The sequence below is a fragment of the Clostridium grantii DSM 8605 genome, assembly GCF_900129965.1.
GTDB classification, from domain to species: Bacteria; Bacillota; Clostridia; order Clostridiales; family Clostridiaceae; genus Clostridium_AF; species Clostridium_AF grantii.
In genome coordinates, this window is sequence record NZ_FQXM01000002.1 from 207,781 (window position 1) to 232,631 (window position 24,851).

General features: G+C 28.7%; 25 protein-coding genes. 11 read left to right on the forward strand and 14 right to left on the reverse strand.

The features are described 5' to 3' along the window. Positions 1 to 60 precede the first annotated feature (60 nt). From BUB83_RS00895 to BUB83_RS00905, 3 genes are all read left to right on the forward strand, one after another. Positions 61 to 1,401, forward strand: coding sequence for a peptidoglycan DD-metalloendopeptidase family protein (locus BUB83_RS00895; RefSeq protein WP_073336035.1), 1,341 nt, complete (start codon positions 61 to 63; stop codon positions 1,399 to 1,401). Between the two features lie 100 nt (positions 1,402 to 1,501). Continuing rightward, a complete protein-coding gene (locus BUB83_RS00900) occupies positions 1,502 to 2,209 on the forward strand; it encodes a DUF2161 family putative PD-(D/E)XK-type phosphodiesterase (RefSeq protein WP_242950611.1) in 708 nt (235 codons plus the stop codon). Positions 2,210 to 2,307: 98 nt separating this feature from the next. Beyond that, positions 2,308 to 2,559, forward strand: coding sequence for a hypothetical protein (locus BUB83_RS00905; protein WP_073336039.1), 252 nt, complete (start codon positions 2,308 to 2,310; stop codon positions 2,557 to 2,559). A 38-nt stretch (positions 2,560 to 2,597) separates the two neighbouring features. Here the strand turns inward: BUB83_RS00905 and BUB83_RS00910 are convergent, their stop codons facing one another. The 6 genes from BUB83_RS00910 to BUB83_RS00935 form a co-directional block, all read right to left on the reverse strand. Further along, positions 2,598 to 3,266 carry a Crp/Fnr family transcriptional regulator gene (locus tag BUB83_RS00910; protein ID WP_073336507.1) on the reverse strand — a complete coding sequence of 223 codons (669 nt, stop codon included), beginning with the start codon at positions 3,264 to 3,266 and terminating at the stop codon, positions 2,598 to 2,600. 188 nt (positions 3,267 to 3,454) lie between these two features. Next, complete coding sequence (gene pflA, locus BUB83_RS00915) at positions 3,455 to 4,186, reverse strand: pyruvate formate-lyase-activating protein (protein ID WP_073336041.1); 732 nt, start codon at positions 4,184 to 4,186, stop codon at positions 3,455 to 3,457. Between the two features lie 27 nt (positions 4,187 to 4,213). Then, positions 4,214 to 6,463: a formate C-acetyltransferase gene (gene pflB / locus BUB83_RS00920; RefSeq protein ID WP_073336043.1), complete on the reverse strand. Its 2,250-nt coding sequence runs from the start codon at positions 6,461 to 6,463 to the stop codon at positions 4,214 to 4,216. Between the two features lie 224 nt (positions 6,464 to 6,687). Continuing rightward, on the reverse strand, positions 6,688 to 8,349 hold the full coding sequence (locus tag BUB83_RS00925) for a DEAD/DEAH box helicase (protein ID WP_073336045.1): 1,662 nt from the start codon (positions 8,347 to 8,349) through the stop codon (positions 6,688 to 6,690). 103 nt (positions 8,350 to 8,452) lie between these two features. Next, on the reverse strand, positions 8,453 to 9,001 hold the full coding sequence (locus BUB83_RS00930) for a restriction endonuclease (protein ID WP_073336047.1): 549 nt from the start codon (positions 8,999 to 9,001) through the stop codon (positions 8,453 to 8,455). Further along, positions 9,001 to 9,555, reverse strand: coding sequence for a restriction endonuclease (locus BUB83_RS00935; RefSeq protein ID WP_073336049.1), 555 nt, complete (start codon positions 9,553 to 9,555; stop codon positions 9,001 to 9,003). The genes BUB83_RS00930 and BUB83_RS00935 overlap by 1 nt, the downstream gene beginning before the upstream one ends. 178 nt (positions 9,556 to 9,733) lie before the next feature. On the opposite strand from BUB83_RS00935, the gene BUB83_RS22630 reads away from it, so the two are divergent. Then, entirely contained in the window at positions 9,734 to 9,865 is a 132-nt protein-coding gene (locus tag BUB83_RS22630; protein ID WP_278336903.1) for a hypothetical protein, read from the forward strand. Between the two features lie 51 nt (positions 9,866 to 9,916). Here the strand turns inward: BUB83_RS22630 and BUB83_RS00940 are convergent, their stop codons facing one another. Further along, on the reverse strand, positions 9,917 to 10,996 hold the full coding sequence (locus tag BUB83_RS00940) for a GerAB/ArcD/ProY family transporter (RefSeq protein WP_073336051.1): 1,080 nt from the start codon (positions 10,994 to 10,996) through the stop codon (positions 9,917 to 9,919). A 97-nt stretch (positions 10,997 to 11,093) separates the two neighbouring features. On the opposite strand from BUB83_RS00940, the gene BUB83_RS00945 reads away from it, so the two are divergent. The 3 genes from BUB83_RS00945 to BUB83_RS00955 all read left to right on the forward strand — a co-directional run bounded on the left by BUB83_RS00945 (position 11,094) and on the right by BUB83_RS00955 (position 14,460). Further along, entirely contained in the window at positions 11,094 to 12,497 is a 1,404-nt protein-coding gene (locus tag BUB83_RS00945; RefSeq protein ID WP_073336053.1) for a spore germination protein, read from the forward strand. After that, positions 12,490 to 13,614 carry a Ger(x)C family spore germination protein gene (locus BUB83_RS00950; RefSeq protein WP_073336055.1) on the forward strand — a complete coding sequence of 375 codons (1,125 nt, stop codon included), beginning with the start codon at positions 12,490 to 12,492 and terminating at the stop codon, positions 13,612 to 13,614. Before BUB83_RS00945 ends, BUB83_RS00950 begins: the two co-directional genes overlap by 8 nt. A 186-nt stretch (positions 13,615 to 13,800) precedes the next feature. Beyond that, a complete protein-coding gene (locus tag BUB83_RS00955) occupies positions 13,801 to 14,460 on the forward strand; it encodes an HAD family hydrolase (RefSeq protein ID WP_073336057.1) in 660 nt (219 codons plus the stop codon). Here BUB83_RS00955 and BUB83_RS00960 read toward each other — a convergent pair. From BUB83_RS00960 to BUB83_RS00980, 5 genes are all read right to left on the reverse strand, one after another. After that, positions 14,413 to 15,027, reverse strand: a complete 615-nt coding sequence (locus BUB83_RS00960) for an ABC transporter ATP-binding protein (protein WP_084133341.1) — start codon at positions 15,025 to 15,027, stop codon at positions 14,413 to 14,415. The genes BUB83_RS00955 and BUB83_RS00960 overlap by 48 nt on opposite strands. A gap of 1 nt (position 15,028) precedes the next feature. After that, on the reverse strand, positions 15,029 to 15,793 hold the full coding sequence (locus tag BUB83_RS00965; RefSeq protein ID WP_073336059.1) for an ABC transporter ATP-binding protein: 765 nt from the start codon (positions 15,791 to 15,793) through the stop codon (positions 15,029 to 15,031). Between the two features lie 30 nt (positions 15,794 to 15,823). Continuing rightward, positions 15,824 to 16,780 (reverse strand): branched-chain amino acid ABC transporter permease, encoded by a 957-nt coding sequence (locus BUB83_RS00970; RefSeq protein ID WP_073336061.1) that lies wholly within the window; start codon positions 16,778 to 16,780, stop codon positions 15,824 to 15,826. 11 nt (positions 16,781 to 16,791) lie between these two features. Further along, a complete protein-coding gene (locus BUB83_RS00975; protein ID WP_073336063.1) occupies positions 16,792 to 17,667 on the reverse strand; it encodes a branched-chain amino acid ABC transporter permease in 876 nt (291 codons plus the stop codon). 116 nt (positions 17,668 to 17,783) lie between these two features. Beyond that, entirely contained in the window at positions 17,784 to 18,935 is a 1,152-nt protein-coding gene (locus BUB83_RS00980; protein WP_073336065.1) for an ABC transporter substrate-binding protein, read from the reverse strand. Positions 18,936 to 19,412: 477 nt separating this feature from the next. On the opposite strand from BUB83_RS00980, the gene BUB83_RS00985 reads away from it, so the two are divergent. Continuing rightward, the gene (locus BUB83_RS00985; protein WP_073336067.1) at positions 19,413 to 19,952 is read left to right on the forward strand and encodes a hypothetical protein; all 540 of its coding nucleotides are present in this window, start codon (positions 19,413 to 19,415) and stop codon (positions 19,950 to 19,952) included. Between the two features lie 56 nt (positions 19,953 to 20,008). Here the strand turns inward: BUB83_RS00985 and BUB83_RS00990 are convergent, their stop codons facing one another. Continuing rightward, entirely contained in the window at positions 20,009 to 21,958 is a 1,950-nt protein-coding gene (locus BUB83_RS00990; protein WP_073336069.1) for a BMP family ABC transporter substrate-binding protein, read from the reverse strand. 188 nt (positions 21,959 to 22,146) lie between these two features. On the opposite strand from BUB83_RS00990, the gene BUB83_RS00995 reads away from it, so the two are divergent. After that, on the forward strand, positions 22,147 to 22,644 hold the full coding sequence (locus BUB83_RS00995; protein ID WP_073336071.1) for a dCTP deaminase/dUTPase family protein: 498 nt from the start codon (positions 22,147 to 22,149) through the stop codon (positions 22,642 to 22,644). Between the two features lie 11 nt (positions 22,645 to 22,655). After that, entirely contained in the window at positions 22,656 to 23,243 is a 588-nt protein-coding gene (locus BUB83_RS01000) for a metallophosphoesterase family protein (protein WP_073336073.1), read from the forward strand. 47 nt (positions 23,244 to 23,290) lie between these two features. Here BUB83_RS01000 and BUB83_RS01005 read toward each other — a convergent pair whose 3' ends face one another. Next, positions 23,291 to 23,701: a C-GCAxxG-C-C family (seleno)protein gene (locus tag BUB83_RS01005; protein ID WP_073336076.1), complete on the reverse strand. Its 411-nt coding sequence runs from the start codon at positions 23,699 to 23,701 to the stop codon at positions 23,291 to 23,293. Between the two features lie 174 nt (positions 23,702 to 23,875). Here BUB83_RS01005 and BUB83_RS01010 point away from each other — a divergent pair, with 174 nt between their 5' ends. Then, positions 23,876 to 24,850, forward strand: a complete 975-nt coding sequence (locus BUB83_RS01010) for a tetratricopeptide repeat protein (RefSeq protein ID WP_073336078.1) — start codon at positions 23,876 to 23,878, stop codon at positions 24,848 to 24,850. The last annotated feature ends 1 nt before the right edge of the window (position 24,851 follow it).

Here is a 24,851-nt window from a genome sequence, read left to right on the forward strand (position 1 = left end):
AAATTGTTCTAAATAGAAATAGTGAAATTTTTGATGAGAATTCATATAGGAGGATTAATTTTGAATAAATTTGTAATAAATAATAAAAAAATAATTTATATAATAGCTAGTGTTATTTTGCTTATTATACTTTCCCTGCTTATTTATGTAAATAGTGTAGCTTATTTGGTTAGTATAGATGGAAAAACAATTGGGATAGTAAAAAATAAAGAACAAGTTATTCAATTAACCAGTGAGTTAGCAAAAAAATGTGAAGAAGAGTTTAAAAAAGAAGTGAACATCCCTCAAAACATATCATTCCAAAAGGTATTTGCAACGGGAAAAAACATTGTTTCAGTTGATGAGCTTAAATTAGAATTAGAAAAAGAAATAGAGGTTAAAGTTGAAGCTTATATTATTAAGTGTAATTCAGAAAAAATAGCTATTGTAGATGATGAGGAATGTGCAAATAAAATTTTGGAAAATCTAAAATTTCAATACATAGATAAAGAATTAGAACCCCAATTTAAGGAAATAGGATTTTTAGAAACAGTAGAGGTCATTCAAGAATATGTAAGTCCCAATTTGATAACTAGTGTTGAGGATGCTTTTAGCTTAATATCAACAGGAACAAATGAAATAAAAAAATATGAAATTGAAGAAGGGGATGTTATTTCTTGTATTGCGGAGGAATATAAGTTAAAAGTTGCTGATATTGAAAAAGCAAATCCAGAAATAAATATTGATAAAATTAAAATAGGGCAAAAGATTAGCTTAACAGTTCCTAAACCTTTGATAAGTGTGAAAACAGTTGAAGAAAATCAATATGTTGAAGAAAAGCCTTTTATTGTTGAATATGAAGAGTCAAACAACATGTATGAGGGAGAGTATAAAGTAACAGTAAAAGGACAAAACGGTAGTAATCAAATAAAAGCAGAAATTGTTAAAATCAATGGAATAGAAGCAGAAAGAACTATTTTAGAGGAAAGTATTATAACTGAACCGGTTTCTCAAGTTGTTGTTAAAGGTACAAAAGAAAGACCTAAAACTATGGCTACAGGATCTTTTGGGTGGCCTTCAGGTGGAAGTATAACATCTAAATTTGGATATAGGTGGGGCAGAAATCATAATGGTATTGATTTCGGTGTAAGCACAGGAACACCTATAAAAGCTTCAGATGGAGGAAAGATTACTTTTGCGGGTTGGAAAGGTGGATATGGATACCTGGTTATAATAGACCACGAAAACGGATATTCAACTTACTATGGACATAATAGTATTTTAAAAGTTAAAGCTGGGGAAAGGGTGTATAAAGGTCAAACAATATCTTTGTCAGGGAATACAGGAAATTCAACTGGACCACATCTTCATTTTGAAATTAGAAAAAATGGCGAACCTATTAATCCATTAAATAAATTATAATATGTATAAACATCATCTATATTATTGGATGGTGTTTTGTATTTAAAAGAATTAATAAATCGATGAGTAATGATTTATTAAGAAAAAAGGAGCGGTTTCAGTGAAAGAAATATTATATGAAGAGCAGCTTTACGGTCCTGTAAAAAAGTATTTAATTAATAAAGATTTTGAAGTTAAAGCAGAAATCAAAAATTGTGATATTACTGCATTGAAAGATGATACTATGATTATAGTTGAACTAAAGAAAGTATTAAATTTAGATGTAATAATACAAGCAGCAGAAAGACAGAAAATATGTGACTTGGTTTATATAGCTGTACCTAGAAAAGAAAGAACAGTAAAAAGAAAAAGAACGAATGATATTATTAATTTATTGAGACGACTTGGAATAGGTTTATTTTTAGTCAGTATTAATGGAAAAGAATCACTGGTTCAGGAAGTGTTGATGCCTAGTTTTAAGTTTAAAGAGAAGGGGGGAAGGGTTTCTTATAAAAAAAGAAAAGAAGTATTTAAAGAATTTAACGAGCGAAGCGGGGATTATAATATTGGAGGGTCTGTAAGAAAAAAAATACTTACTGCATATAAAGAAAAAGCAGCTTATATAGGAGTTTTATTATATGAAAAAGGACCTTTGAGTATTAGGGAATTAAAAGAATTAGGAGCAAATAAAGAAAAAACCTCTAATATTCTACAAGATAATTATTATAAATGGTTCTTTAGAGTAAAAAGGGGAGTATATGATTTGACTGATGAAGGAAAAACAGAAATAGAATCAATAAAACACACACTTTACCCAAAAGATATGTAAAAAGCAAATATTTATATGTGGTAACTTATGTTACCGACTTAAAAGAGTTGTTATTTTAAAATATAACAGTTATTTATTATATTAATGGAGGCAAGAATATGTTAAATTCGCATGAAGGATGTTCAGGTAGTTTTGAAAATGGAAAACAAGTGGTAGATAAAATAAGAATGATGGGTTATGCTGTTCAAAATATGCCAAATTCTCTTCAAATTAATTGTGAAGAATGTGGAAATGAGTTTACTATGATTAAATATGAAGATTCATGCCCAATCTGTGGTATGGTTTTTGGTGTGACTCCTTGCCATGCTTATGATGCTCAATTTGTAAAGGCAGCTGGTAAAAATTATTAGGAATAAAAAGCAACTAACGATGAGGTTAGTTGCTTTTGTTAAACTAAACTTTTAAGTTTGTCCATGTCTTTTATAAGAATTTGTTTATTTCCTCTCATTTCTATAATGCCTTCATCGCTTAAAGACTTAAGTCTACGAGTTATGGTTTCTCTTGTTATACCAGCATAACTACCCATCTCTTCTCTATTGAGGGAGGTGTTTATAATTATGCCTTCTTCAGTATCTATACCAAAATCCGTAATTAAACTTATTAATAATCCAGCAACTTTAGCTGAAACGTCATTTGTACTCAATCTATCTACTAAACTCTCCACTTTTACAATTCTGTCGTATGCTTCTTCAAGTATTTGAAGCATTATCCTAGGGTTATCTACTAGAATATTATCAAAATCTTTTTTATCTAGGGAACAAATAATACTATCTTCTAATGCTTCGGCACTAAAATCAAATCTATCTTCTTTTAATAAGTTAAAAGCACCAATAAAGCTAAAATCTGTTGGGGAGAGTATATATAAAATTTGTTCTTTGCCATCAGCGGTATATCTAAAAACTTTAACTTTTCCACAACATACAATATAAAGTTTTCTAGCTTTGTCTCCTTGAGAAAATAATTTATCACCTTTTTTGAAATGAGTTTTTATGGTGCCTTCAGATATTTTTGCTAATTGTTCAGGTGTCAAATTAGAAAGCAAGGGTATTTGACGCATGCAAAAATCTGTGTTTTGATTTTTGCATAAAACATTTGTATGTTTACACTTTTTTATATAAATCACCTACTTTTGCAAGAATAGAAAGAAAGCAAACCACAAATAGTATTATTTCGAACTTTGTGGTTTGCTATTGAATTAATTATATACTTTTTTTATGATTTTTAAAAGCCTTAATTTAGTCAATATTAAATATATTTGTAAATAGTTGCATTAATTAAAATGTTTTGGAGTTCTTCGGTTCTATCTTTATCCATTGAACTAACATCAGCTAAAGCATATGGAATATTAAGCATTTCATATTTGTGAACACCAAGTGTGTGATAAGGTAGTAATTCTATTTTTTCAACATTCTTTATATTCTCATTAACAAATGTAGCTATTTGAAGTATTTTTTCTTCAGAATCGGTTATGTTAGGAACAACAACATGTCTAATCCAAACAGGAGTTGAAGAATTATTTAAAGCTTCAATAAATTTCATCAATTCGTCTCTGTTTTTTCCAGTTAAAGAAATATATCCATTATCATCAACATGCTTAATGTCCAATATAACTAAATCAGTGTAGTTTAAAATATCTTTATATTTTCCGAATCCAAAGCCAGAAGTATCTATTGTTGTATGAATACCATTAGCTTTACATAGTTTCAAACATTCTATTAAAAAATCAGGTTGCATTAAAGGATCTCCGCCAGAAAAAGTTACCCCTCCACCAGATTTGTTAAAATAGGGTTTAAATCTAATTATTTTATTAACTAATTCTTCAGGAGAATACTCTTTTCCACCATGCATGGCCCAAGTATCGGGATTATGGCAGTAAGCACATCTTAAATTACACCCTTGAAAGAAGATAACAGTTCTAATGCCAGGGCCATCAACTAGGCCCATGCTTTCTATAGAATGAATTCTTCCTTTTATCATAATATCACCCTCTGATTTCATTGAAGTTTAAATTGATTTATGGAATGTTCTGTTGATAACATCTAATTGTTGTTCACGATTTAATCTAACAAAGTTTACAGCATATCCAGAAACTCTGATTGTTAGGGTAGGGTACTTTTCAGGATTTTCCATAGCATCCATCAACATTTCACGATTAAGAACATTAACATTTAAATGGAAAGCTCCTTGACCAAAATAACCATCAAATATGGATACTAAATTATCAATTCTATTATTTAATTCTTTACCAAGTGCAGTTGGTGTTATTGAAAAAGTATTTGAGATACCATCTTGGCAAACACCTCTATATGGAATTTTTGCTACAGAGTTAAGTGAAGCAAGAGCTCCATTTTCATCTCTTCCGTGCATTGGATTTGCTCCAGGAGCTAAAGGTTCGCCAACTTTTCTTCCATCAGGAGTTGAACCAGTCTTTTTACCATAAACTACATTTGAAGTAATTGTTAATACAGATAATGTATGCTCAGCATTTCTATAAGTAGGGTGTTTTTTCAATTCATTGGTAAATTGCTTAACTAATTCTACAGCAATATTATCTACTCTATCATCGTCATTTCCGTATTTAGGGAAGTCACCATCGATTTCAAAATCTACAGTTATACCTTCTTCATTTCTTATTGGTTTTACTTTAGCATATTTTATAGCACTTAATGAATCTGCAACTGAAGACAATCCAGCTACTCCAAAGGCCATTATTCTTTTAACATCAGTGTCATGTAAAGCCATTTGTCCAGCTTCATAAGCATATTTATCATGCATATAGTGTATTGTATTCATAGTATTTACATAAAGGCCAGCAACATATTCAACAACTTTATCAAAACTTTCTTTAACTTTATTATAATCTAAAATTTCATCATTCATAACAGGTATATTTGGGACAACTTGAATTAAATTTCCAGCTCTATCTTTTTTCTTTTCATCTATACCCATATTTAAAGCATATAGAAGAGATTTTGCCAGGTTAACTCTAGCACCAAAGAATTGCATTTGCTTTCCAACTTGCATTGCAGATACGCAACAAGCGATAGCATAATCATCTCCATAAACAGGTCTCATTAAATCATCATTTTCATATTGAATAGCATCTGTTTTTATAGACATAGCAGCACAGTATTTTTTGAAAGCTTCTGGTAGATTTTCAGACCATAAAACAGTCATATTTGGTTCTGGTGCTGGATCTAAATTGGTTAAAGTATGAAGGAATCTAAATGCAGTTTTAGTAACAAGAGTTTTGCCGTTTATTCCCATTCCGCCTATAGCTTCAGTTACCCAAGTAGGGTCTCCAGCAAATAATTCATTGTATTCTGGTGTTCTTAAGTGTCTAGCTATTCTCAATTTTATTACTAATTGGTCTATTAATTCTTGAGCTTCTATTTCATTTATAACATTATTTTTTAAATCTCTTTCAATATAAATATCTAAGAAAGTGGTGTTTCTACCAAGTGACATTGCAGCGCCATTGTTTTCTTTGATTCCAGCTAAATAACCTAGATACAAGAATTGAACGGCTTCTTGAGCATTTTTAGCAGGAACAGATATATCAATACCATAAGAAGCAGCCATTGCTTTGATATCATTTAAAGCTCTTATTTGTTCTGAAACTTCTTCTCTTGAACGAATTAAATCTTCACAAGCATGTCCTTTTAGAACATTCTTAAGATCATTTTTTTTGTCTTCAATTAACAAATCAATACCATAAAGAGCAATTCTTCTATAATCACCGATTATTCTACCTCTTCCATAAGCATCAGGTAGTCCAGTTAATAAACCAACAGTTCTTGCTTTTTGTGTTTCTTCGGTATAAGCATCAAAAACACCTTGATTATGAGTTTTTCTATACATTTGAAAGTATTTGTCGATATCTTTATTTATTCCGCAATCGTAAGCTTTTAAAGAAGCTTGCACCATTCTATATCCACCATAAGGATTAATTATTCTTTTCAAAGGAGCATCTGTTTGAAGTCCAACAATAACTTCATTATCTTTATCTATATATCCTGGTTTGAAGTTATTTATGCCTGCGAATGTTTCTGTTTCTACTGATAAAACACCTTTTTTTAATTCTTCAACCAAAAGTTCTTCCATGTGAGACCATATTTTTTTTGTTTTTTCTGAAGTTGAAACTAAGAAATCTTCATTTCCTGTATAAGGTGTATAGTTTTTTTGAATAAAATCTCTCACGTTTATTGATTCTTGCCAATTACCTTCTTTAAAATCATTCCATTGTTTTTTCAATTTTATCACTCCTATAATAAATTTAATAAGTTCTTATTTTATGGTTACCTTTTTTAACAATAATTATTTGTTACTATATTGCTATTATAGAGCGTTATGTTTTATAAAAATGTGATTGAAATCACTTTTTGTAGGTATTTTGTTTGATTTATGGATAAAATAATTAAAAACAAATAAAAAACCTTATTAATCTTTAAGATCAATAAGGTTTTTTATGAGTAAAATTATCTTTCTCTTCGTGCTTTAGCTTTTTCGAAGAAAACTTTTTTACCTTTTATTGTTTCTTTATTCATAACTTGTAAAATTTTATTTTCATATTTTGTTGGAACTTCAACAAAAGAGAATTTGTCATACAAATCTATATTTCCTATAGCACTTCCAGGAATATTACATTCACCAGCAATAGCGCCTACAATATCTCCAGGTCTTACATCTTGGTCTTTACCAATATTTATGTGGAACCTAGTTACATCACCAGCAGGAGCTCTATTTCCAGAATCTCTTCTAGGACTTCTACTAGATCTATCACTTCTATCATTTCTGTCTCTGCTATTTCTGTCCCTATTATTTCTCTTTAGATAAGAAAAATCAATATCATCTTCATTTTCAAAATCAAGAGTAGGGTGAATTAAAGCTGCAGCTACATGATGTATAGAGTAACCTTCTTCAAGAAGTTTATCTATGATAGGGTTAGTTAATGATACATTTTCATTTTCTAAAATTAATTTTAAATCATTAACATATGAGTCTATCTTTATTAAATTAGCTTTCTCAAGTGAAGGTATAGCTCTTTTCTCGATTTTTTTATTGATATAAGCCATAATATTGCTTATACGTCTGCCTTCAATTTCTGATACCAAAGTGAAAGATTTTCCAGATTTTCCAGCTCTTCCGGTTCTTCCAACTCTGTGTACGTAGTATTCTTCATTTTCAGGAACGTCATGATTAAATACTACATCAACTTCACTAATGTCAAGTCCACGAGCAGCAACGTCAGTTGCAACTAAAATATTAATTTTTCCGGAATTGAATTTTTCTAAAACAGCCATTCTTGAAGATTGTACAATGTCACCGTGGATTTTATCACAAACAAATCCTTTTTCCTTCAAATATTGTGCTGCTTTATCTACTCTAAGTTTTGTATTACAGAAAATTAAAGCTCTTGAAGGATTGTAAACTTGAATAAGTCTGTTTAAAGCTTCAAGCTTATATTTTTCTCTAACTTCAAAATAGCATTGTTCAATATCAGAGTTAGTTACTTCTTTTTTAGTAACTTTAACAAGAGTAGGAGAAGTCTGATATTTGTGAGTAATATCTAAAATACTTTTTGGCATAGTGGCAGAAAACAATGTAGTTTGTCTATCACCTTTTGCTTTTTCTAATATGGATTCAATATCTTCTCTGAATCCCATGTTTAACATTTCGTCTGCTTCATCAAGAACCATGTACTTAAGGTCTTTTAATATCATAGTACCTCTGTTAATATGGTCTATAACTCTTCCGGGTGTACCTATTACTATTTGAACCCCTTTTTTTAGGGAAAGTATTTGATTTCTTATAGATTCCCCGCCGTAAACTGGTAAGCAACGTAAATTTTTCATATGCTTTCCTAGTTTATCGAATTCATTTGATACTTGAACTGCCAATTCTCTTGTAGGGCATAAAATTAATGCCTGTATATTCTTGTTATTTACATCAATTTGTTCAAGAATAGGAATTGCAAATGCAGCAGTTTTTCCAGTACCTGTGTGTGATTGCCCAATAATATCCTTGCCTTCTAATATTAGCGGGATTGTTTGCGCTTGAATAGGAGTCGCTTCTGTAAACCCCATTTCCCCAATAGCTAAAAGTATTTCTTCTGAAATATTTAGTTCGTTAAAATTCATTAAATTACCATCCTATGTTTCATATTTGGTTATATTTATTTTATACAACTATACTATTATAAGTTTAAATTATAATAAATACAAGAGAAACCTGTATATTTTCTTAGGAATTTTGTAAAATCATAGTTGTGGGTGAATGTTTAGGCATCAAATCTTTGCAATTAAAGGTTTCTAATTTATATGCATCAGGTAGGGTTTTTATAAAATTTATAGCGGATTCAGAAACTGTGGAATTACATACTAAAATGCAATTATAAATATTCTTACTAATCATAAAGCCAAGAATTGATTGTAATGTGTGTTCAGTAATTACTTTATTTTTATCATTGGAACAATGAACTAAAAAATTATCGTTACTTTTTTTACAGGTTAAGTAAGGACTTGAATCCTCGTTGGTAAAGTTTAAATAACCTTTTTTATTTAAAGTTAATATGCACCAAAGTTTGAATTCTTCAATAGAAAGTTCATTGATTAAATTTAGATTCATATTGAATTCTTGAAAAGTATATATTTGTTTTTTCTTTTGAAGATAATAATTTATTAATTTATATATTTTTAATATTAATTTAACACAAAGAATAGCTAATATAAAAAATAGAATATAATTTATAAATTTAAATAAACTTTCTAGGAATATATCAAAAAAATTCATTACTTACAACCTTCTTTCCAAATCAATTTTGTTAATGACAACCCGTTTATCGAAACTATTCTCATTTTGGGGCTTAATGATTTTAATATTTTTTTAGCGTGGGGATTAAGGTTTCCATTAGTTATAATAATACCTCTTTTTACATTGTCATGAGCCATAGTACCTATAAATTTATATATATAATCTTCATTTATACTATTGGAATCATTAAAAGTAGAAAGTTCATGGTTTTCAAGAACTATTTTTTTAATTCCTAGGTAAGTATAATTTCCACTTTTACTATTTAGAACATGAGTGACTGAGCTATCTTTGCTTTGGGAAAAATCGGTAACTTCATTATTTTTAAATTTTTCTTTTATAAAAGATATAACATAATTGTGGAAATATTTTTCTGAAATGCTAGATAGAAAATCAATAGATACAGCATTAAGCTTTAACCTTGATATAACATAGTTTTCATCTATACTATGCCAAAAGTAGGAAAGAGATTTATCTGTTAATTTAATAATAAGCAGTAATATTAAAAGTGCTGCAGTAATTTTTAATGAAATCAAATATAACACATCCTTTTTATTATAGTTCTAGTAACATATAAAGTTACATGTTTATTATTTAGATTATTGACAAAATACAGGGAAATATTCAATTGAATGAGTAAATTAACATACAAAAATATTTTGAATACAAAATTCCAATAATAATTATACTAATAAAAAAAGGAGGTTTTTTTAGATGAGTAAAAAAAAGAAGAAAATTTTGGATAAAATATTAGATTCTATTTTACCAAATTATAATCAGTTACCTGAGGAAGAAAAGCAAAAATCCACACCAATTGTTACTAATTATTATTATAAAGAGAAATGATTAAATGATGTTAAAACTTGAAAAAAATACGTATTAACCAAGGTATTTTTTTCAAGTTAATTTATCATATTTAAATTTTAAAAAGTAAATTGTAAAAATAATTAAGGGAATTAAACAAAAATTAATTAAGTATACCCAGACTATAATATTGCCAATAAAATTAAAAAGCAGGTTATTATCATGACTTATGTAATAAGTAATAAAATAAATAATAGGGGTAGCAAAATAAAGAACTTTTTTATCTATATTGTAATTTTTTAATAAACAAATAATAGAAAAAGAAGTTACAATATATTTTATATACCATCCACCTACAATCTGTAGAAGAACAAAAAATTCTCCGCTTTCTAAAAAATGAAATAAACTAACTAATTGAGTTTGAATAACTTTGGGATATAAAATAGTCAAAGATCTCTCAGGACCAAAAGTAGTGATTAACCCATGCATGGCAACAATCTCCATTTGAGCTACAATAAGCATAGCAATAAAAGAGTTCTTTTTTAGTTTTTTTGTATCTGTTACCTCATCTACATAGGGGAAAGCTATGAAGATAGTACTGTAGAGAGCTAGTGCTTTAACAATTGACATTAGGAAATTTTTATCAAAACCATTAGCCATCATTGGAAACATATATTTTAAATCTTTATACTTTACAGTTAAAAAAGCTAAGTTGATACCGGCTATAAAAGTAAAGGATAAACCAACTATACAAGCTATAACTATAGTATTCAAATTGAATTTTAAACTATAAAAAGCAGCAAGAAAGAAGAAAAATAAGCTATACCAAATAGGAGTATTTATAAGCAAATGATTTTTAACGGAACTTCCTTCTACAGAACCACATTCAACTAAAGCAAATACTAAACTAAGTCCAAGCAATATGATCATAAATGTTCCTAAAATTTTGCCTAATGCTTTTGTATATATTTGAACCAAGTTAAATTGATTTGATTTTAAACAAATATTTATTAGATAAAGAAAATAAACTACAAATAATACAGATGCAAAGGATACAGAAATCCAAGCATCTCTTCCAGCAAATTCAACTATAAGATTGGGATATGTTTTTAAAGAAACAATAGAAGCACCAAAAATTAAAAATATAAAATGTGCAGAATTTATTTTTTTCAATAAATCACCTCATTTAGAAATTATTATAATAAGTAGTATGTGTTATTTATAGAATAATATCCTTATTAGTGAGAAATAATAAGTTTAGGTGATGTGTATGAGTGACTATTTATTTGAATCCATCAAAAAAACCTTAGAAGGTAGTTTTGATGTAAAATTTAGAGAATTGATTATAGAAAATCAAAAATTAAATTTGATTTATATAGATGATTTAAGCGACTCTAGATTTATTAGTGAGTTTATTATTCAACCAATTATTAAAAGTGTGGATGTAAAAGATACAAAGGATTTAATAGAAAGAATTTTAAGTGCATGTACAGCAGGACCAATAATAGATAATAAAGATGCAATTTCCCATGTTTTATCAGGGGACGTTCTTGTAACTATTGAAAATTGTACAGAAAGTATATTTGTAGATGCCAAGGGATTTTCAAAAAGAAGTATTGCTTTGCCAGTAACAGAAGCCAGTTTGAAAGGCTCTCAAGAAGGTTTCAATGAGGTTCTTATTGATGCAGTTTCTTTAATTCGAAGAAGAATTCGTAATGAAAATTTGAAGTTTGAAAATTATATAGTTGGAAAGGATTCAAGAACAAGCGTTACTATATGTTATTTAAAAAATACTTCACCTGAAAAACTAGTGGATTTAATAAGAAAAAAAATAGAACAATTGGATATTAAGTATATATTAGATATCAATTATATTGAGGAAGAATTTCTTTCAGGTAGAACAGCTTTTGATGTTTTGGGTTCAAGTGAAAAACCTGATGTTATAGCTGGTAAAGTTTTAGAGGGAAGAGTTGCTGTAATAGTAGATGGGTCTACGAGAGTTTTATACGCACCATTCTTTTTTATAGAAAATTTCCAAGTCTCAGATGATTATTACTCTAATAAAATTACGGCAAACATAACAAGAATTCAAAGATTTGTAGCTATGTTTTTTGCAACTTTTCTACCGGGATTATATGTGGCAATGACTACTTATCACTTTGCTTTGATACCTACTAAATTTGTTTTTAGATTGAGTTCTTCAAGAGTAGGCGTACCTTTTCCAACTTTTGTAGAAGTTATACTGATGCTAGGTTTTTTTCAATTGCTAAGAGAAGCAGGTGTGAGGCTACCACAGCCTACAGGGCAGGCTTTAAGCATTGTGGGGGCATTGATATTAGGGGATGCGGCTGTAGGGGCTGGGATTGCGTCACAAAGTACTATTGTAGTAGTGTCAATATCTTCTATATCAACCTTCTTAATACCTGATTTATATATACCAGTTACTATATGGGGTATTATATTAGTCGCTTTTTCTTCTTTGATGGGGTTGCCAGGATTTTATTTTGGTTTATATATTTATATCATACATTTAGCTTCACTAAAAAGCTGTGGATACCCTTATCTTTTTCCAGTAGGAACTTTAAGTAGTTTTAATATAAAAGATTTGTTCACAAGAAAAAATCTAAAAGATATTTCTAATAGTATATTTGATGGGGATGAAGAGCATGAATAGAAAAAGATATATTTTAATAGTGATATTAATAAATATATTTTTATTAACAGCTTGTTATAGCTATCATGATATTGATGAAGCTATTTATGTTACAGCTTTAATAGTTGATATAGATGATAACAATGAGATTTTAATTTATATAGAATGTTTCAAGCCTATGGGAGGGGACTCATCTAATTCACAAAGTGGAACAAGGCTAATATTTAAAGGTGCAGGGAAAACTATATTTGAAGCAGTAAGAACTGCTACTTTATCATCAAGCCTTAGAATAAATTGGACTCAAAACAGAGTGATAATGTTTACACAAAGGGCAGCTGAATATGGATTAGATAATTTTGTGGATTTTCTTGATAGAGACCAAGAACTATTGATTAGAGCGTACGTATGTACAACTAACGAAGATCCTGTAAAACTTATGGAAACAGAATATGAAGAAAATAAATATATGGGAATCTTTATTATACAAATGATAGAGAAGGTGGGGAGCTCATCTAGAGCCGTTAAATTATCTCTTAATGAGTACATGAAAGAAAGGCTTATTGGGGATAAAACAAGTGTAATACCAATTATTAATTTAAAGAAAGGTGATATTGGCGCTGAGAAGATTAATATTGTAGGAGGAGCTATTATTCATAAAGATAAAATGATTGGGTCCATTGAAAGACAGGAGGGGCAAGCTTATAGTTTTTTGATGAATAATGTTAAAAGCGGAACCCTAGAACCATTAAATCCACAAGCAGAAGGAAAATACGTTACTTTAGAAATTCTAAACAGTAAAACCAAAACAAAAATTGAATATAAGGAAGAAAAAATAATTTTCAAAAAAATTATTAATGTAGAAACGGCCTTAGGAGAAATACAAGGGGAGCTTGAAATTAATGATGCTAATTTGAATAAAATAAAGGAAAATACAGAAGAAAATATAAGAAAAGCTTGTGTAGGATTTTTTCAAGTTTATAAGGATGAAAACATAGATATATTTGATGTGAGAGAAGTATTTAATAGAAAGTATCCTCATGAGCAGGTTGAGGATATAATGAAGATTACAGAACTTGAACTTGAAGTGAATGTTAGTATAAATTTTTATAATGAAATAAAAGATTTTAAAAAATCGTAAGGTATCTGACTTACGATTTTTTGCTTGTGAGAAGGAATCAGTTTAAACTGTCTTAAGTTTTAAAAGGTGGATTGAAGGGGAAATTCATGATATAATTACAGCAATAAATGAAAGGTTTCTACAATTCGGGGATAGTGAGACTTATATTTATTGAAAGTGTTATTTTAAATACAAAGGGATGGTTTTATGATTAAATGTGTTTTGTTTGATTTTGATGGTACACTAATAGACAGTAATAAAGTAGTGGTGAATTGTTTAAAAGACTCTATTCAAAAGTATACGAATAAAGAAGTACAGTTAAAAGATTTAATACCTATTTTAGGAAAGCCTATTATAGATCAAATGAGATTTTTTTCGGAAGAAAAGTGTGAAGAAATGACTGAGTATTATAGGATAAGTTATAGAATAAATGAAGATGCAAACACATATATTTATGATAATATTGAGATTTTGCTAAGAAATTTGAAAGATCAAGGGTATGTGATAGCCATAACTTCTAATAAAGGAAGAAGAGGTATAGAATTTGGATTAGATAAGTTTAATTTGACTTCTTATATTGATTATATAGTTAGTGTTGAAGATGTGGAAATGAAAAAACCACACCCAGAGTGTGTATTTAAGGTTATGAAAGAAAAGGGATTTTCCAAAGAGGAATTAATTATTGTAGGAGATAGTCCTCATGATATTGGATGTGGGATAAATGCAGGTATTAAAACTATTTTAGTATCATGGACACTTTTTCCTATGGAAGAGTTTAGTAAGAATTCTCCGGATTTCATAATTGATGATCCTTTAGAATTAATGGATATTATAAAAAATGAAAGTAAAATAAAAAAAGTAAGATGAGTTAGAATAAAAAAAACCAGAGTCATTTACTTCCTTAATAATTGAAAAAATATCTTTAACTATAAGTGGAGCTAGACCCATAGAAGGTTCGTCCATAAGAATTAATTTTGGTCTTATCATTAAAGCTCTACCCATTGCAAGCATTTGTTGTTCTCCACCGCTTAAAGTACCAGCTCTTTGAGCAACTCTTTCTTTTAATCTTGGGAATTTTTCAAAAACCATTTCGAAATCTTTTTTAATTCCATTTTTATCTTTTCTTAGATATGCTCCTAATTCTAGATTTTCCATAACTGTTAAATTAGCGAATACTCTTCTTCCTTCAGGAACGTGAGACATACCTAGTTTAACTATCTCATTAGCAGCCATATTAGTTATTGGTTTTCCGTCATAAGTTACTGTTCCAGATTTTATTGGTATTAGTCCAGAAACAGCTCTCAATGTAGAAGTTTTACCAGCACCATTAGCTCCAATTAAGGTAACAATTTCACCTTCATTTACATTTATATCTAGTCCTTTAAGTGCATGTATTGCACCGTAGTATACATTTAAGTTCTCTATTTTTAGCATATTATGCCTCCTCGCCTAAATAAGCTTTAATAACTTCAGGATTATTTTTAACCTGATCAGGAGTTCCAACCGCTAATATTTCTCCATAGTTTAGAACTACAATATTTTCGCAAATTCCCATAACCAATTTCATATCATGTTCTATTAAAAGAATAGCTATTTTAAAGTGATTTCTAACCCATGTTATAAGCTCCATTAACTCAGTTGTTTCCTGAGGATTCATACCTGCAGCAGGTTCATCAAGTAATAAAAGTTTAGGTTTTGCTCCTAAAGCTCTAGCTATTTCTAATCTTCTTTGTTCTCCATAAGGAAGATTTTTTGCAAGTTCATTAGCTTTTTCATGCAGGTTAAATACTTTTAATAATTCATAAGCTTCTTTTTCGATTTCGTCTTCAGAAGAAAAAAACTTTGGTAATCTTATTATTGACTCAACTAAAGTAGCACTTTTTTCATGATTGAATGAGATTTTAACATTATCAATAACACTTAATTCTTTAAAAAGTCTAACATTTTGAAAAGTTCTTGCTACTCCTCCATGAGTTATTTCATAAGGTTTTAAACCTGTAATATTCTTATTATCAAATGTGATTTCGCCTTTAGTTGGAGCATAAACCCCTGTTAACATATTAAAAACAGTTGTTTTTCCGGCACCATTAGGACCAATTAATCCAAAAAGGTCATTATCGCCTATTTCGATAGAAAAGTCTGATACAGCTGTCAAACCACCGAACTGCATAGTAAGTTTATTTGCCTTTAGTAACGCCATTCATCACACCTCTTCTTATTTATAAATTTTCTATTTTGTCTTTGTTTTTTTTCTTTTAAAAATACCTTTAATCATATCTAAGGATATTTCTTTAGTTCCTAGCAAACCTTGAGGTCTGAATAGCATTAGAAGTATCAAACAAGCAGGGTAAATTATCATTCTGAAATCACCCATAGATCTTAGAACTTCAGGTAAAGCAGTAAGAGTTCCAGAACCTATTATACTACCTGAAATACTACCCATACCACCAAGAACAACAAAAGTAAGTATTTCAATAGATTTTAAGAAGTTAAAAGATTTTGGATCTAAATACATGAAGTAGTGAGCATATAAACCACCAGCAATACCTGCAAAGAAAGCGGCTATAACAAAAGATTTTAATTTATACTTTGTTGTATTTATTCCCATAGCTTCAGCGGCAATTTCATCTTCTCTAATAGAAACCATTGCTCTACCTTGAGCGGATTTAATTATATTAGACATTATAACAACTGATAAAACTGTTATTATAAATACCCAAGTGAAAGTTGTTTTCTTAGGAATACCAGGAAGGCCTCTAGGTCCACCAACGTAGTCTAAGTTAACTATTATGACTCTAATTATTTCTCCAAAACCTAAGGTTGTAATAGCTAAGTAGTCACCTTTAAGTCTTAAAATAGGAGTTCCAATTAAATAACCAAACAATGCAGCGGCAAGACCACCTACAATAAGAACAACTGGGAAAGGTAAACCAACCTTCATTGTTAATATAGCAGCTGTATAAGCACCAATAGACATAAAGCCTGCATGTCCTAAAGCTAATTGACCAGTAAATCCAATAACCATGTTTAAACTAACTGCTAAAATAATATTTATACCAAACAATATAAGAATTTGAGCATAATAAGGATTTAATGCTCCACTATTAATTAATATAAAAAGAATTACATAAACAATGATTAATGATAAACACTTAGTTATATTTTTTTTATTTATTATTCTATTCATATCATCATCACCTATACTTTCTCGCTAGTTTTTTTGCCCAATAATCCATCAGGTTTAAATAGTAGAATAACTATTAATAAACCGAAAGAAATAGCATCAGATAGTCTTGTAGATATATAAGCTTTTGTTAAAGTCTCAGTAAAGCCCATTACAAGACCACCAATCATAGCACCAGGAATAATTCCAATTCCACCTAAAACAGCGGCTACAAAGGCTTTTAGACCAGGCATAATACCCATATATGGCTCAATTCTAGGGTAAGCAACCCCAACAAGTATACCAGCTGCCCCAGCTAAAGCTGAACCAATAGCAAAAGTTACAGAAATAATGTTATTAACATTAATACCCATAAGCATAGCGGCATCTTTATCAAAAGAGCAAGCTCTCATAGCTTTTCCTACTTTTGTTTTTAAAACAATATATTCTAAAATTATTGCAAGAATAATAGTTACTACTAACATAAGTATTTGAATGCTTTGAACTTGAATATTTCCTATATAATATATTTGATTTTTGAAAACTTCAGGAAAAGCTTTTGGATTAGGTCCAAAAATAAGTCTGAAGCCATTTTCTAATAAAAGAGACATTCCAATTGCTGTTATTAAAAGAGTAATTCTAGGTGAATTTCTCAAGGGTTTATAAGCAACTTTCTCAATAATTACCCCTAACAAAGCACTACCTAACATTGCAATTAATAAAGCTGGAAAAAAGGATACATTTAATTTAGTAATACATAAAAATCCAAAGTAAGCTCCGGCCATGTAAATATCACCATGTGCAAAGTTTATAAGTTTAATAATTCCATAAACCATTGTATAACCAATTGCAATTAAGGCATAAACACTACCTAAAGCCAAACCGTTAATTATTTGCTGTAAGAAACCCATGCGTTGACCTCCTATACTTATAAAAATAATAATGAGATGCTTTAAGGTTTTATGCTTAAAGCATCTTATCTAACTAAATATCATAATGCTTTGGTAATGTGAGTAATACTTATTAATTAAGGATTAACTTTTTTCTCGAATACTTGTTTTCCGTCTTCTGTTTTTATGATAACAGCACCTTTTATAGGATTTCTGTCAGCATCATAAGTTATTGAACCAGATACAAAAGTACCATCTGTAGCAGCTAAGGCATCCTTTATTGCATCTGCATCTGTGCTACCAGCAGAAATAATTGCTTCTATTAAAATTTTACCTGCATCGTATGAAAGAGCAGCAAGAGCATCAGGAGTTTCATTATAAGCAGCGTTATAAGCAGCTATGAAATCTACAACTTCTTTTGAATCATCATCAGGTGAATAGTGATTTGAGAAGTAACCATTATTGATTGCATCTCCACCTACTGCAAATAAATCTGGAGAATCCCAACCATCTCCACCTAATAATGCAGCATCAATACCTAAAGATCTAGCTTGTTTAGCTATTAAACCAACAGTGTTGTAATAATCTGGTAATAATAAAACATCAGGACTAGTTGCTTTAATATTTGTTAATTGTGCATTGAAGTCAGCATCACCAGTATTGTAAGTTTCAAAAGCAACAACTTCTCCGCCAGCTTCTTCAAAGCTCTTTTTAAAGTATTCAGCAAGTCCTACAGAGTAATCGTTAGCTACATCATAAAGTACTGCTGCTTTTTTAGCACCTAAATCTTCAGAAGAGAATTTTGCAAGAACTGTTCCTTGGAATGGATCTATGAAACATGCTCTGAATACATATTCTCCACCTTCAGTTGTAACCTTAGGATTAGTAGATGTTGGTGTTATCATTGGAATTTTTGCATCTGCAGCAATTGGTCCTACTGATAAACTACAGCTACTAGCAATTGAACCAACTAAGGCAACAACTTTGTCATTGTTGATTAATTTTTGTGCAACTGTTGCTGAGTTTGCAGGTTTGTTTTCATCGTCTTCATAAACAAAAGTTATTTTCTTTCCATCTAAAATACCTTCTTTGTTATACTCTTCAGCTAAAATTTCAAGAGCATTTTTAGCAGATTGTCCGAAAGTGGCAATATCTCCTGTCAAAGGTAAAATTGCTCCAATTTTAATTTCGTTTGATTCTTCAGTTGTAGTTTTTGCTCCACAACCTGTGAATATAGCCCCTAATAATGTAATGCTAAGTACACTTGCTAACAATTTTTTGCTTAACATAATAATATACCTCCCCAAAATAATTTACAAATTCTTTTTGCTTGTTATGAAAGATTATAATATATTCTTGCATATTTAGCAAGAACAAATTACAAAATCATTAAATTAAAATGAGCAATATTGATAATTTGACAATTATTAATATATAAAGTATTACTTTAGCAATTGTCGTGAAATGCAAAAACAATATATTTCAATTAATTAAAAATTGTGAGCAATATAAACCTAAAGTGTGTATACACCAATGAAAATACAAAAATATTGCAATAAATTAAATATATTGTTCTTTAAATAGGAAGTGATTTTCAAAAAAAAGATTGTGATTTATTATTTTATTAAAGAAATAATTTAATTTAACAAAATAATAAATTTCAAAGGTGTAAAGCGAAAATTAAGATTGCCAATAAGATATATTTTTTTGACATAAGAAAAATATCAATTAAATATAAATAATATATATAAACTATGGATGGGAGGGTGATATTTATAAAAAGAAAATTAATATTAATTACTATATTTTTAATTATATATACAATAAGTTCAGAAAAATTTATGTTATATAACATGCATGAATATTATGGCAAGAGTAAAGATGAATTAGTAGAGAATAACGCTAGCAAATCATCTACAACAAAAGAAAATATTTTTATTTCATGGGAATTTAAAAATTATAAAGTAAATGTAAAAAATAATGGTGAAACAATTTTAACTGAAATTTATTTGCTTCTAGAAGGAAAAGAAAATGAGAAAATTCTATTAGGTTCTTATTTGGGAGAAACCTTTGAAATAAAAGATGCCAACTTATATGTTTTACCACAAGAAGGGCAATTGATGTGTGAAACTTTTTTTAAGGGTAGATGCGATGATTTTTTGGTTTATGAAGAAGAAAATGATATTATAGTTAAACATAGAAGAATAGGTGGAAACACAATAAAGAAAAAAGTTGATAAAAATGGATTTTACATCGAGAAGATAATACATTATGATGAAGAAATTTCTTTAAATATAAAAAGATAGGATTATGCGCATAATCCTATCTTTTTGAATGTATTTTTATAATTTATTTAAGTGATTTAAAGATCTAGCTGACTTAAGTTATCTTCTTTTAGATCAGGTATAGTTCCATCAATTCCTTTTACAAACCAATTCATTTCTTGAAATTGTTCATATGTTGGAGTATCATCTGGTGCAATTTTTAATTCTCCAGCTTGATTGTATATAGGACCTGTAAATGCATGGAAATCTTTTTTGATTAGTGTTTTTCTGAAAAATTCTAAGAATACTTTAGTTCTTTCGGGTACATATTTTGAGGAATAAACTAAATCAACTATACCAGAATCTATGCCTAACCAATAGTTAACAATGCTTGTATCCTTTGAAAAAGTATCAAATATGCTATTTGAAGAAGAACTTAGTAATACTTTTAAGAATTTATCATAAAAAATTTCCCAATTAAGAATCATATTAGCATAATGTGAAAATGCATGACTTTCTTTTCTTTTTTTGGAATGATTAATTGAGCATAGTCCAAATTGCATATTTTCAGCATTGGAAACAGGAAGAGTGTTATAAAAAACTAAATCGGCACCTTCTTCTTTTAATTGTTCTCGAAGTTCTTCTTTCTTTTCTAGGGTTTTATCTTGTAAGGTCCATTTAACAATTACTTTTGCAGTTGGGTTTAATAATTGAACACCTAAAGTAAAAGCATTTATCTCAGTTATAATTTCTCTTATAGGATAATCTGCTACAAAACCTATAATTTTAGATTCTGAAAGTATTCCGGCTAATAAACCTAGCAAAAACTTTGCTTCATAAATTCGAGCATAGTACATAATCACATGTTTAAAAGAAGGAGAATCAGAGCAATTTAAAAATTTTACACTAGGAAATTCAAGTGCAGCTTTAAGAGTGGCATTTTTAAACCCAGGATGGGTGGTTATTATTATATCATAGTTCTCATTAACTAACTTTTCTATATCATTAAAAGCTAAAGGTGACAAAGGAACATTCTCAACATAGGTAGTTTCTATTCTATCTTTATAAACTTCTGATACATATCTTCTTGCCGCATCATGAGCATAAGTCCAACCAGAATTATCAATTCTATCTTTATACAAAAAGCCTATTTTATGTTTCTTTTTAGAAGACATAAAATTTGTTAAGCTGCTAAAAACACTTTTCTTAGGTTCGGTAATAGGCTCAGAATAAACAACTTTATTTTCACTATAGTATAGTGAATTCAATTCAGATATAAAACCTTCCATAAAACTACTGCTGTTTTCAAGAACAAATTCTTGAGGAATTCCATATAATTTCAAATAAATTAGTATAGCATCACTAGTAGTTATTGAAAGATTATCTCCTCCGTATTTTTTATACGCTTCTTTAAAGGGATTATAAACGTAGAATTCAAAATGTTTATATTTATTAGGATAAATATTCAGCTTTGGAGTATAAGATTCTAAAAGAGAAAAAAGTTCATTATATCCGGTGTCTTTTGTGAACCAAATAAACCTTAAATCAGTTATCTTTGTAAAATTTAAATAGTGGTAGTAGTTAACGATTAAAGGGTCATTAATATCGAATTTCGGAACTAATCTAGTAACGGAAGCGTGGATTGAGTAAGCATCTATAGATTTTAATACACTTACTCTTTTATTACCTTCTATAACATAATACCAATTCAAATACTCATAAACCTTAATAGGTTCTCTAATTCCTTCATTTAAATGACTTTCATATAAACTAGTCCACTTTTGGCCAAACTCAGAATCTATATCTAATAAAGGTAAAAAATCATTAGTAAAAGCTTTTGAACGTGATATTGTATAAGTACCTTTAATTTTATCTAAAGGTATTTCGAATATTCCTTGATAAATTTCTGTTTCAATATTTTGTCTATTCAAAATTTCGTCTAAGGATTGCAAATATGCAATTTTATCATTAGCAAGTCTTTCAGCAACTATATTTTTTGCTTTTCTTTGAATTTTCAAATAGTAAGTTTCAGTTTCAGGATTTCCCATGGAAGTTCCTCCTATAAAAATTTTGAAAATATATTATTAAGTATAGCATGGTAAAAATTAATTTCAACAAAAATACTATTTTTATTTTAAAAATAGTTGAATCTTAAATACATGAAATATATCAAAATTCTTTTTATTATGATAAAATATGAATTAACTAGAAGAATGGTTACTGAAAGGATGTTTATATGAAAAAAAGTAGAGGCTTTGAGGTAGTAACTTTAAAGCAGTTTAAAAAAGATTTTAGTTCAATTAACTTAAAAGATATTGATGAAACTTATAATAGTATTGTTTTGCCTAAAAGAGCAACTTCGAATTCTGCAGGGTATGATATTTTCACTTTATGTTCAATTAATCTTAAACCTGGAGAAGAAAAAATAATCCCTACTGGTATAAAATCTTATATGCTTAATGATGAGTGGCTTGCAATAATAATAAGAAGTGGTCATGGATTTAAGTATAATATTAGATTAAAGAATCAAGTAGGAGTAGTAGATTCGGATTATTACAATAATGAAAGCAACGAGGGACATATATTTATTGCAATTAAAAATGAAGGGGAAAAAGAATTTAATCTGGAAAAAGGGTCGGCTATTGCGCAAGGTATATTTCACAAATATTTATTAGCAGATGAAGATAGTGCGGTTAATAACAAAAGAATAGGTGGATTTGGTTCTACAAATTAAGGTGGTGTATTATGAAGATATTGTTGTTAGGTGATGAAGAATCTAAATTTTTATGGGATTATTTTGACAAAGATAATTTTAAGGATATAGATTTTATAATCTCTTGTGGGGATTTGAAGGCTAGTTATTTATCTTTTGTTGTAACTATGCTAAATAAGCCTTTATACTATGTGCCAGGAAATCATGATAAAGGATATTTAGCAAAACCACCAGAAGGATGCATAAATATTCACAACAAATTGATTCAACATAATGATATTAGAATCTATGGGTTTGGGGGGAGTAATTGGTATTCTGGAGGCCCTTTTCAATATAAAGATCGACAAGTTAATAGAACCATAAGGAAAAATTGGGTTAAGTTTTTTAAAAGTGGAGGGATAGATATATTTGTATCACATGCTCCAGGATTTGGAGTTGGTGATGGCGAGGACCTTTGTCACATTGGTTTTAAAACTTTTAATAAAGTACTAAATAAGTATAAGCCTAAATATCATATTCATGGGCATCAACATTTAAATTATGGGCGAATAGATAGAAAAATGAATTATAACGAAACAACTGTTATCAATGCTTTTAATTATTACATATTAGAATACTAATTGTAAGGAAAGCTTTCGCTTTGGCGAAAGCTTTGAATTTTTTAATTTTATTTATTGAGCTCTCTTAAAACTAATTCGTCTAATAGTTCAGCCGTTGAATATATTAAACTGTTACACCCCTGTTCTTCAGTTCTATAGGATTCTTTTAAAGGCTCACATTTTCTTGAACCAAATTTTTCTTCAAACTTATTAATAAATTCTACTGTTAAATTTTTGATGTAATCACTTTCGTGTGCACCTTTTTCTACAAAAAGTATTCCTAAAACAGCAAGGGAACCTGTTATGCATCCACAGGCTTCATTTGAATACATTCCTCCACTAAAAGCTGCCATAGTCTTGAAACTGTCTTTAGATAAATTTAGATTGTATTCTTCATTTGCTGCATAAATTATTGATTCCGAACAACTAAGGTCGTAATGATCTTTATTTCGATATTTTTCCATAGTCTTCAACAACATAATAAACACTCCTTTAAATGTAATGTATTTAAGTATAATTATATTACACTTAAGGGCATATAAACAGGGTAATAATTATTTTATAACTGAAAATCTTTTAAATTGTAAAAAAATACTATATAATTAATTTATAAAATATATTATCTTAAAAATAATTTTAGGAGAAAAATAATTATGATTATTGCTGTTTTATTAATAATAGATTTTATTATTATTGTTTTTAGTTTATATTATATCAGACACTACTCAAATCTGATAAAAAACAACAACTTATTTAAAATAAGAGATTTCCATAATAAAAAAGAATATAGTAGTGCTCTTTTGATTTTGAAGGAGGAAATTAATAAAAACAAAGATAATTACATCTTATATGAAGAAAGAGGTAAAGTTTTTCTTTCAATGGGAGAATATGAAAAAGCTATAATAGAATTTGAGAAAGCATTAGAATTAAAGCCTAATGAATATGAAATATACCAACAAAAATATGAGGCTTTTTTCAAATTGAAAAGATTTGAGGAAGCTTTATTTATGATTGAAATATATTTGAGACTAAATTCTAATAGTATTGAGGGAAGAGTAAGAAAAACCTTAGTTTTATATGAATTACAAAGATTTAGTGATGAGTTAAAAGTTTTTGATGAATTAGAAGAATTAGATGAGAACTTTCATAAAAATTATTTAGGGAAAGCATTAGTTCTTACAAAATTACAACAATATGAGGAAGCAATAAAATACATTAAAATATATATAAAAGAAAACTCAAAACATATTTCAGCATATACTTTTTTAGCAGAAAATCATCATAGAATTGAAGACTATAGAAATGAAATAGAAATATATGATAAAATAATAAAAGAAAAAGCTTACACAGATTTAATTTATTACAATAAGGCTAATGCTCATTATGAATTAGGTGAGTTTAACAAAGCTATAGAGTTTTATGATAAAGCTATTAAACTAAATCCTAAAAATGAAAAAGCTTATTATAGTAAAAGTAGAATATTAGCTTTTTCAAGAAAAAATAAAGAAGCACTTTCTAACTTGAAAGAAGCAATTTTTTTGAATCCTGAGTTGAAAAAAATGGCTTGGGATGATGAATGGCTTAATAATATAAAAATTTTTAGTGAATTTATAGAAATTGTTAAATAAA

Bases quoted from the DNA above. Each gene is read 5' to 3' on its own strand.
- BUB83_RS01010 (WP_073336078.1), top strand. From the start codon at position 23,876: ATGATTATTGCTGTTTTATTAATAATAGATTTTATTATTATTGTTTTT.
- BUB83_RS22630 (WP_278336903.1), top strand. From the start codon at position 9,734: ATGAGTAAAAAAAAGAAGAAAATTTTGGATAAAATATTAGATTCTATT.
- BUB83_RS01000 (WP_073336073.1), top strand. From the start codon at position 22,656: ATGAAGATATTGTTGTTAGGTGATGAAGAATCTAAATTTTTATGGGAT.
- BUB83_RS00950 (WP_073336055.1), top strand. From the start codon at position 12,490: ATGAATAGAAAAAGATATATTTTAATAGTGATATTAATAAATATATTT.
- BUB83_RS01005 (WP_073336076.1), bottom strand. From the start codon at position 23,701: ATGTTGTTGAAGACTATGGAAAAATATCGAAATAAAGATCATTACGAC.
- BUB83_RS00945 (WP_073336053.1), top strand. From the start codon at position 11,094: ATGAGTGACTATTTATTTGAATCCATCAAAAAAACCTTAGAAGGTAGT.
- BUB83_RS00965 (WP_073336059.1), bottom strand. From the start codon at position 15,793: ATGGCGTTACTAAAGGCAAATAAACTTACTATGCAGTTCGGTGGTTTG.
- BUB83_RS00955 (WP_073336057.1), top strand. From the start codon at position 13,801: ATGATTAAATGTGTTTTGTTTGATTTTGATGGTACACTAATAGACAGT.
- BUB83_RS00905 (WP_073336039.1), top strand. From the start codon at position 2,308: ATGTTAAATTCGCATGAAGGATGTTCAGGTAGTTTTGAAAATGGAAAA.
- BUB83_RS00960 (WP_084133341.1), bottom strand. From the start codon at position 15,027: ATGCTAAAAATAGAGAACTTAAATGTATACTACGGTGCAATACATGCA.
- BUB83_RS00930 (WP_073336047.1), bottom strand. From the start codon at position 9,001: ATGAATTTTTTTGATATATTCCTAGAAAGTTTATTTAAATTTATAAAT.
- pflA (WP_073336041.1), bottom strand. From the start codon at position 4,186: ATGATAAAAGGAAGAATTCATTCTATAGAAAGCATGGGCCTAGTTGAT.
- BUB83_RS00980 (WP_073336065.1), bottom strand. From the start codon at position 18,935: ATGTTAAGCAAAAAATTGTTAGCAAGTGTACTTAGCATTACATTATTA.
- BUB83_RS00925 (WP_073336045.1), bottom strand. From the start codon at position 8,349: ATGAATTTTAACGAACTAAATATTTCAGAAGAAATACTTTTAGCTATT.
- BUB83_RS00970 (WP_073336061.1), bottom strand. From the start codon at position 16,780: ATGAATAGAATAATAAATAAAAAAAATATAACTAAGTGTTTATCATTA.
- BUB83_RS00910 (WP_073336507.1), bottom strand. From the start codon at position 3,266: ATGCGTCAAATACCCTTGCTTTCTAATTTGACACCTGAACAATTAGCA.
- BUB83_RS00995 (WP_073336071.1), top strand. From the start codon at position 22,147: ATGAAAAAAAGTAGAGGCTTTGAGGTAGTAACTTTAAAGCAGTTTAAA.
- BUB83_RS00975 (WP_073336063.1), bottom strand. From the start codon at position 17,667: ATGGGTTTCTTACAGCAAATAATTAACGGTTTGGCTTTAGGTAGTGTT.
- BUB83_RS00990 (WP_073336069.1), bottom strand. From the start codon at position 21,958: ATGGGAAATCCTGAAACTGAAACTTACTATTTGAAAATTCAAAGAAAA.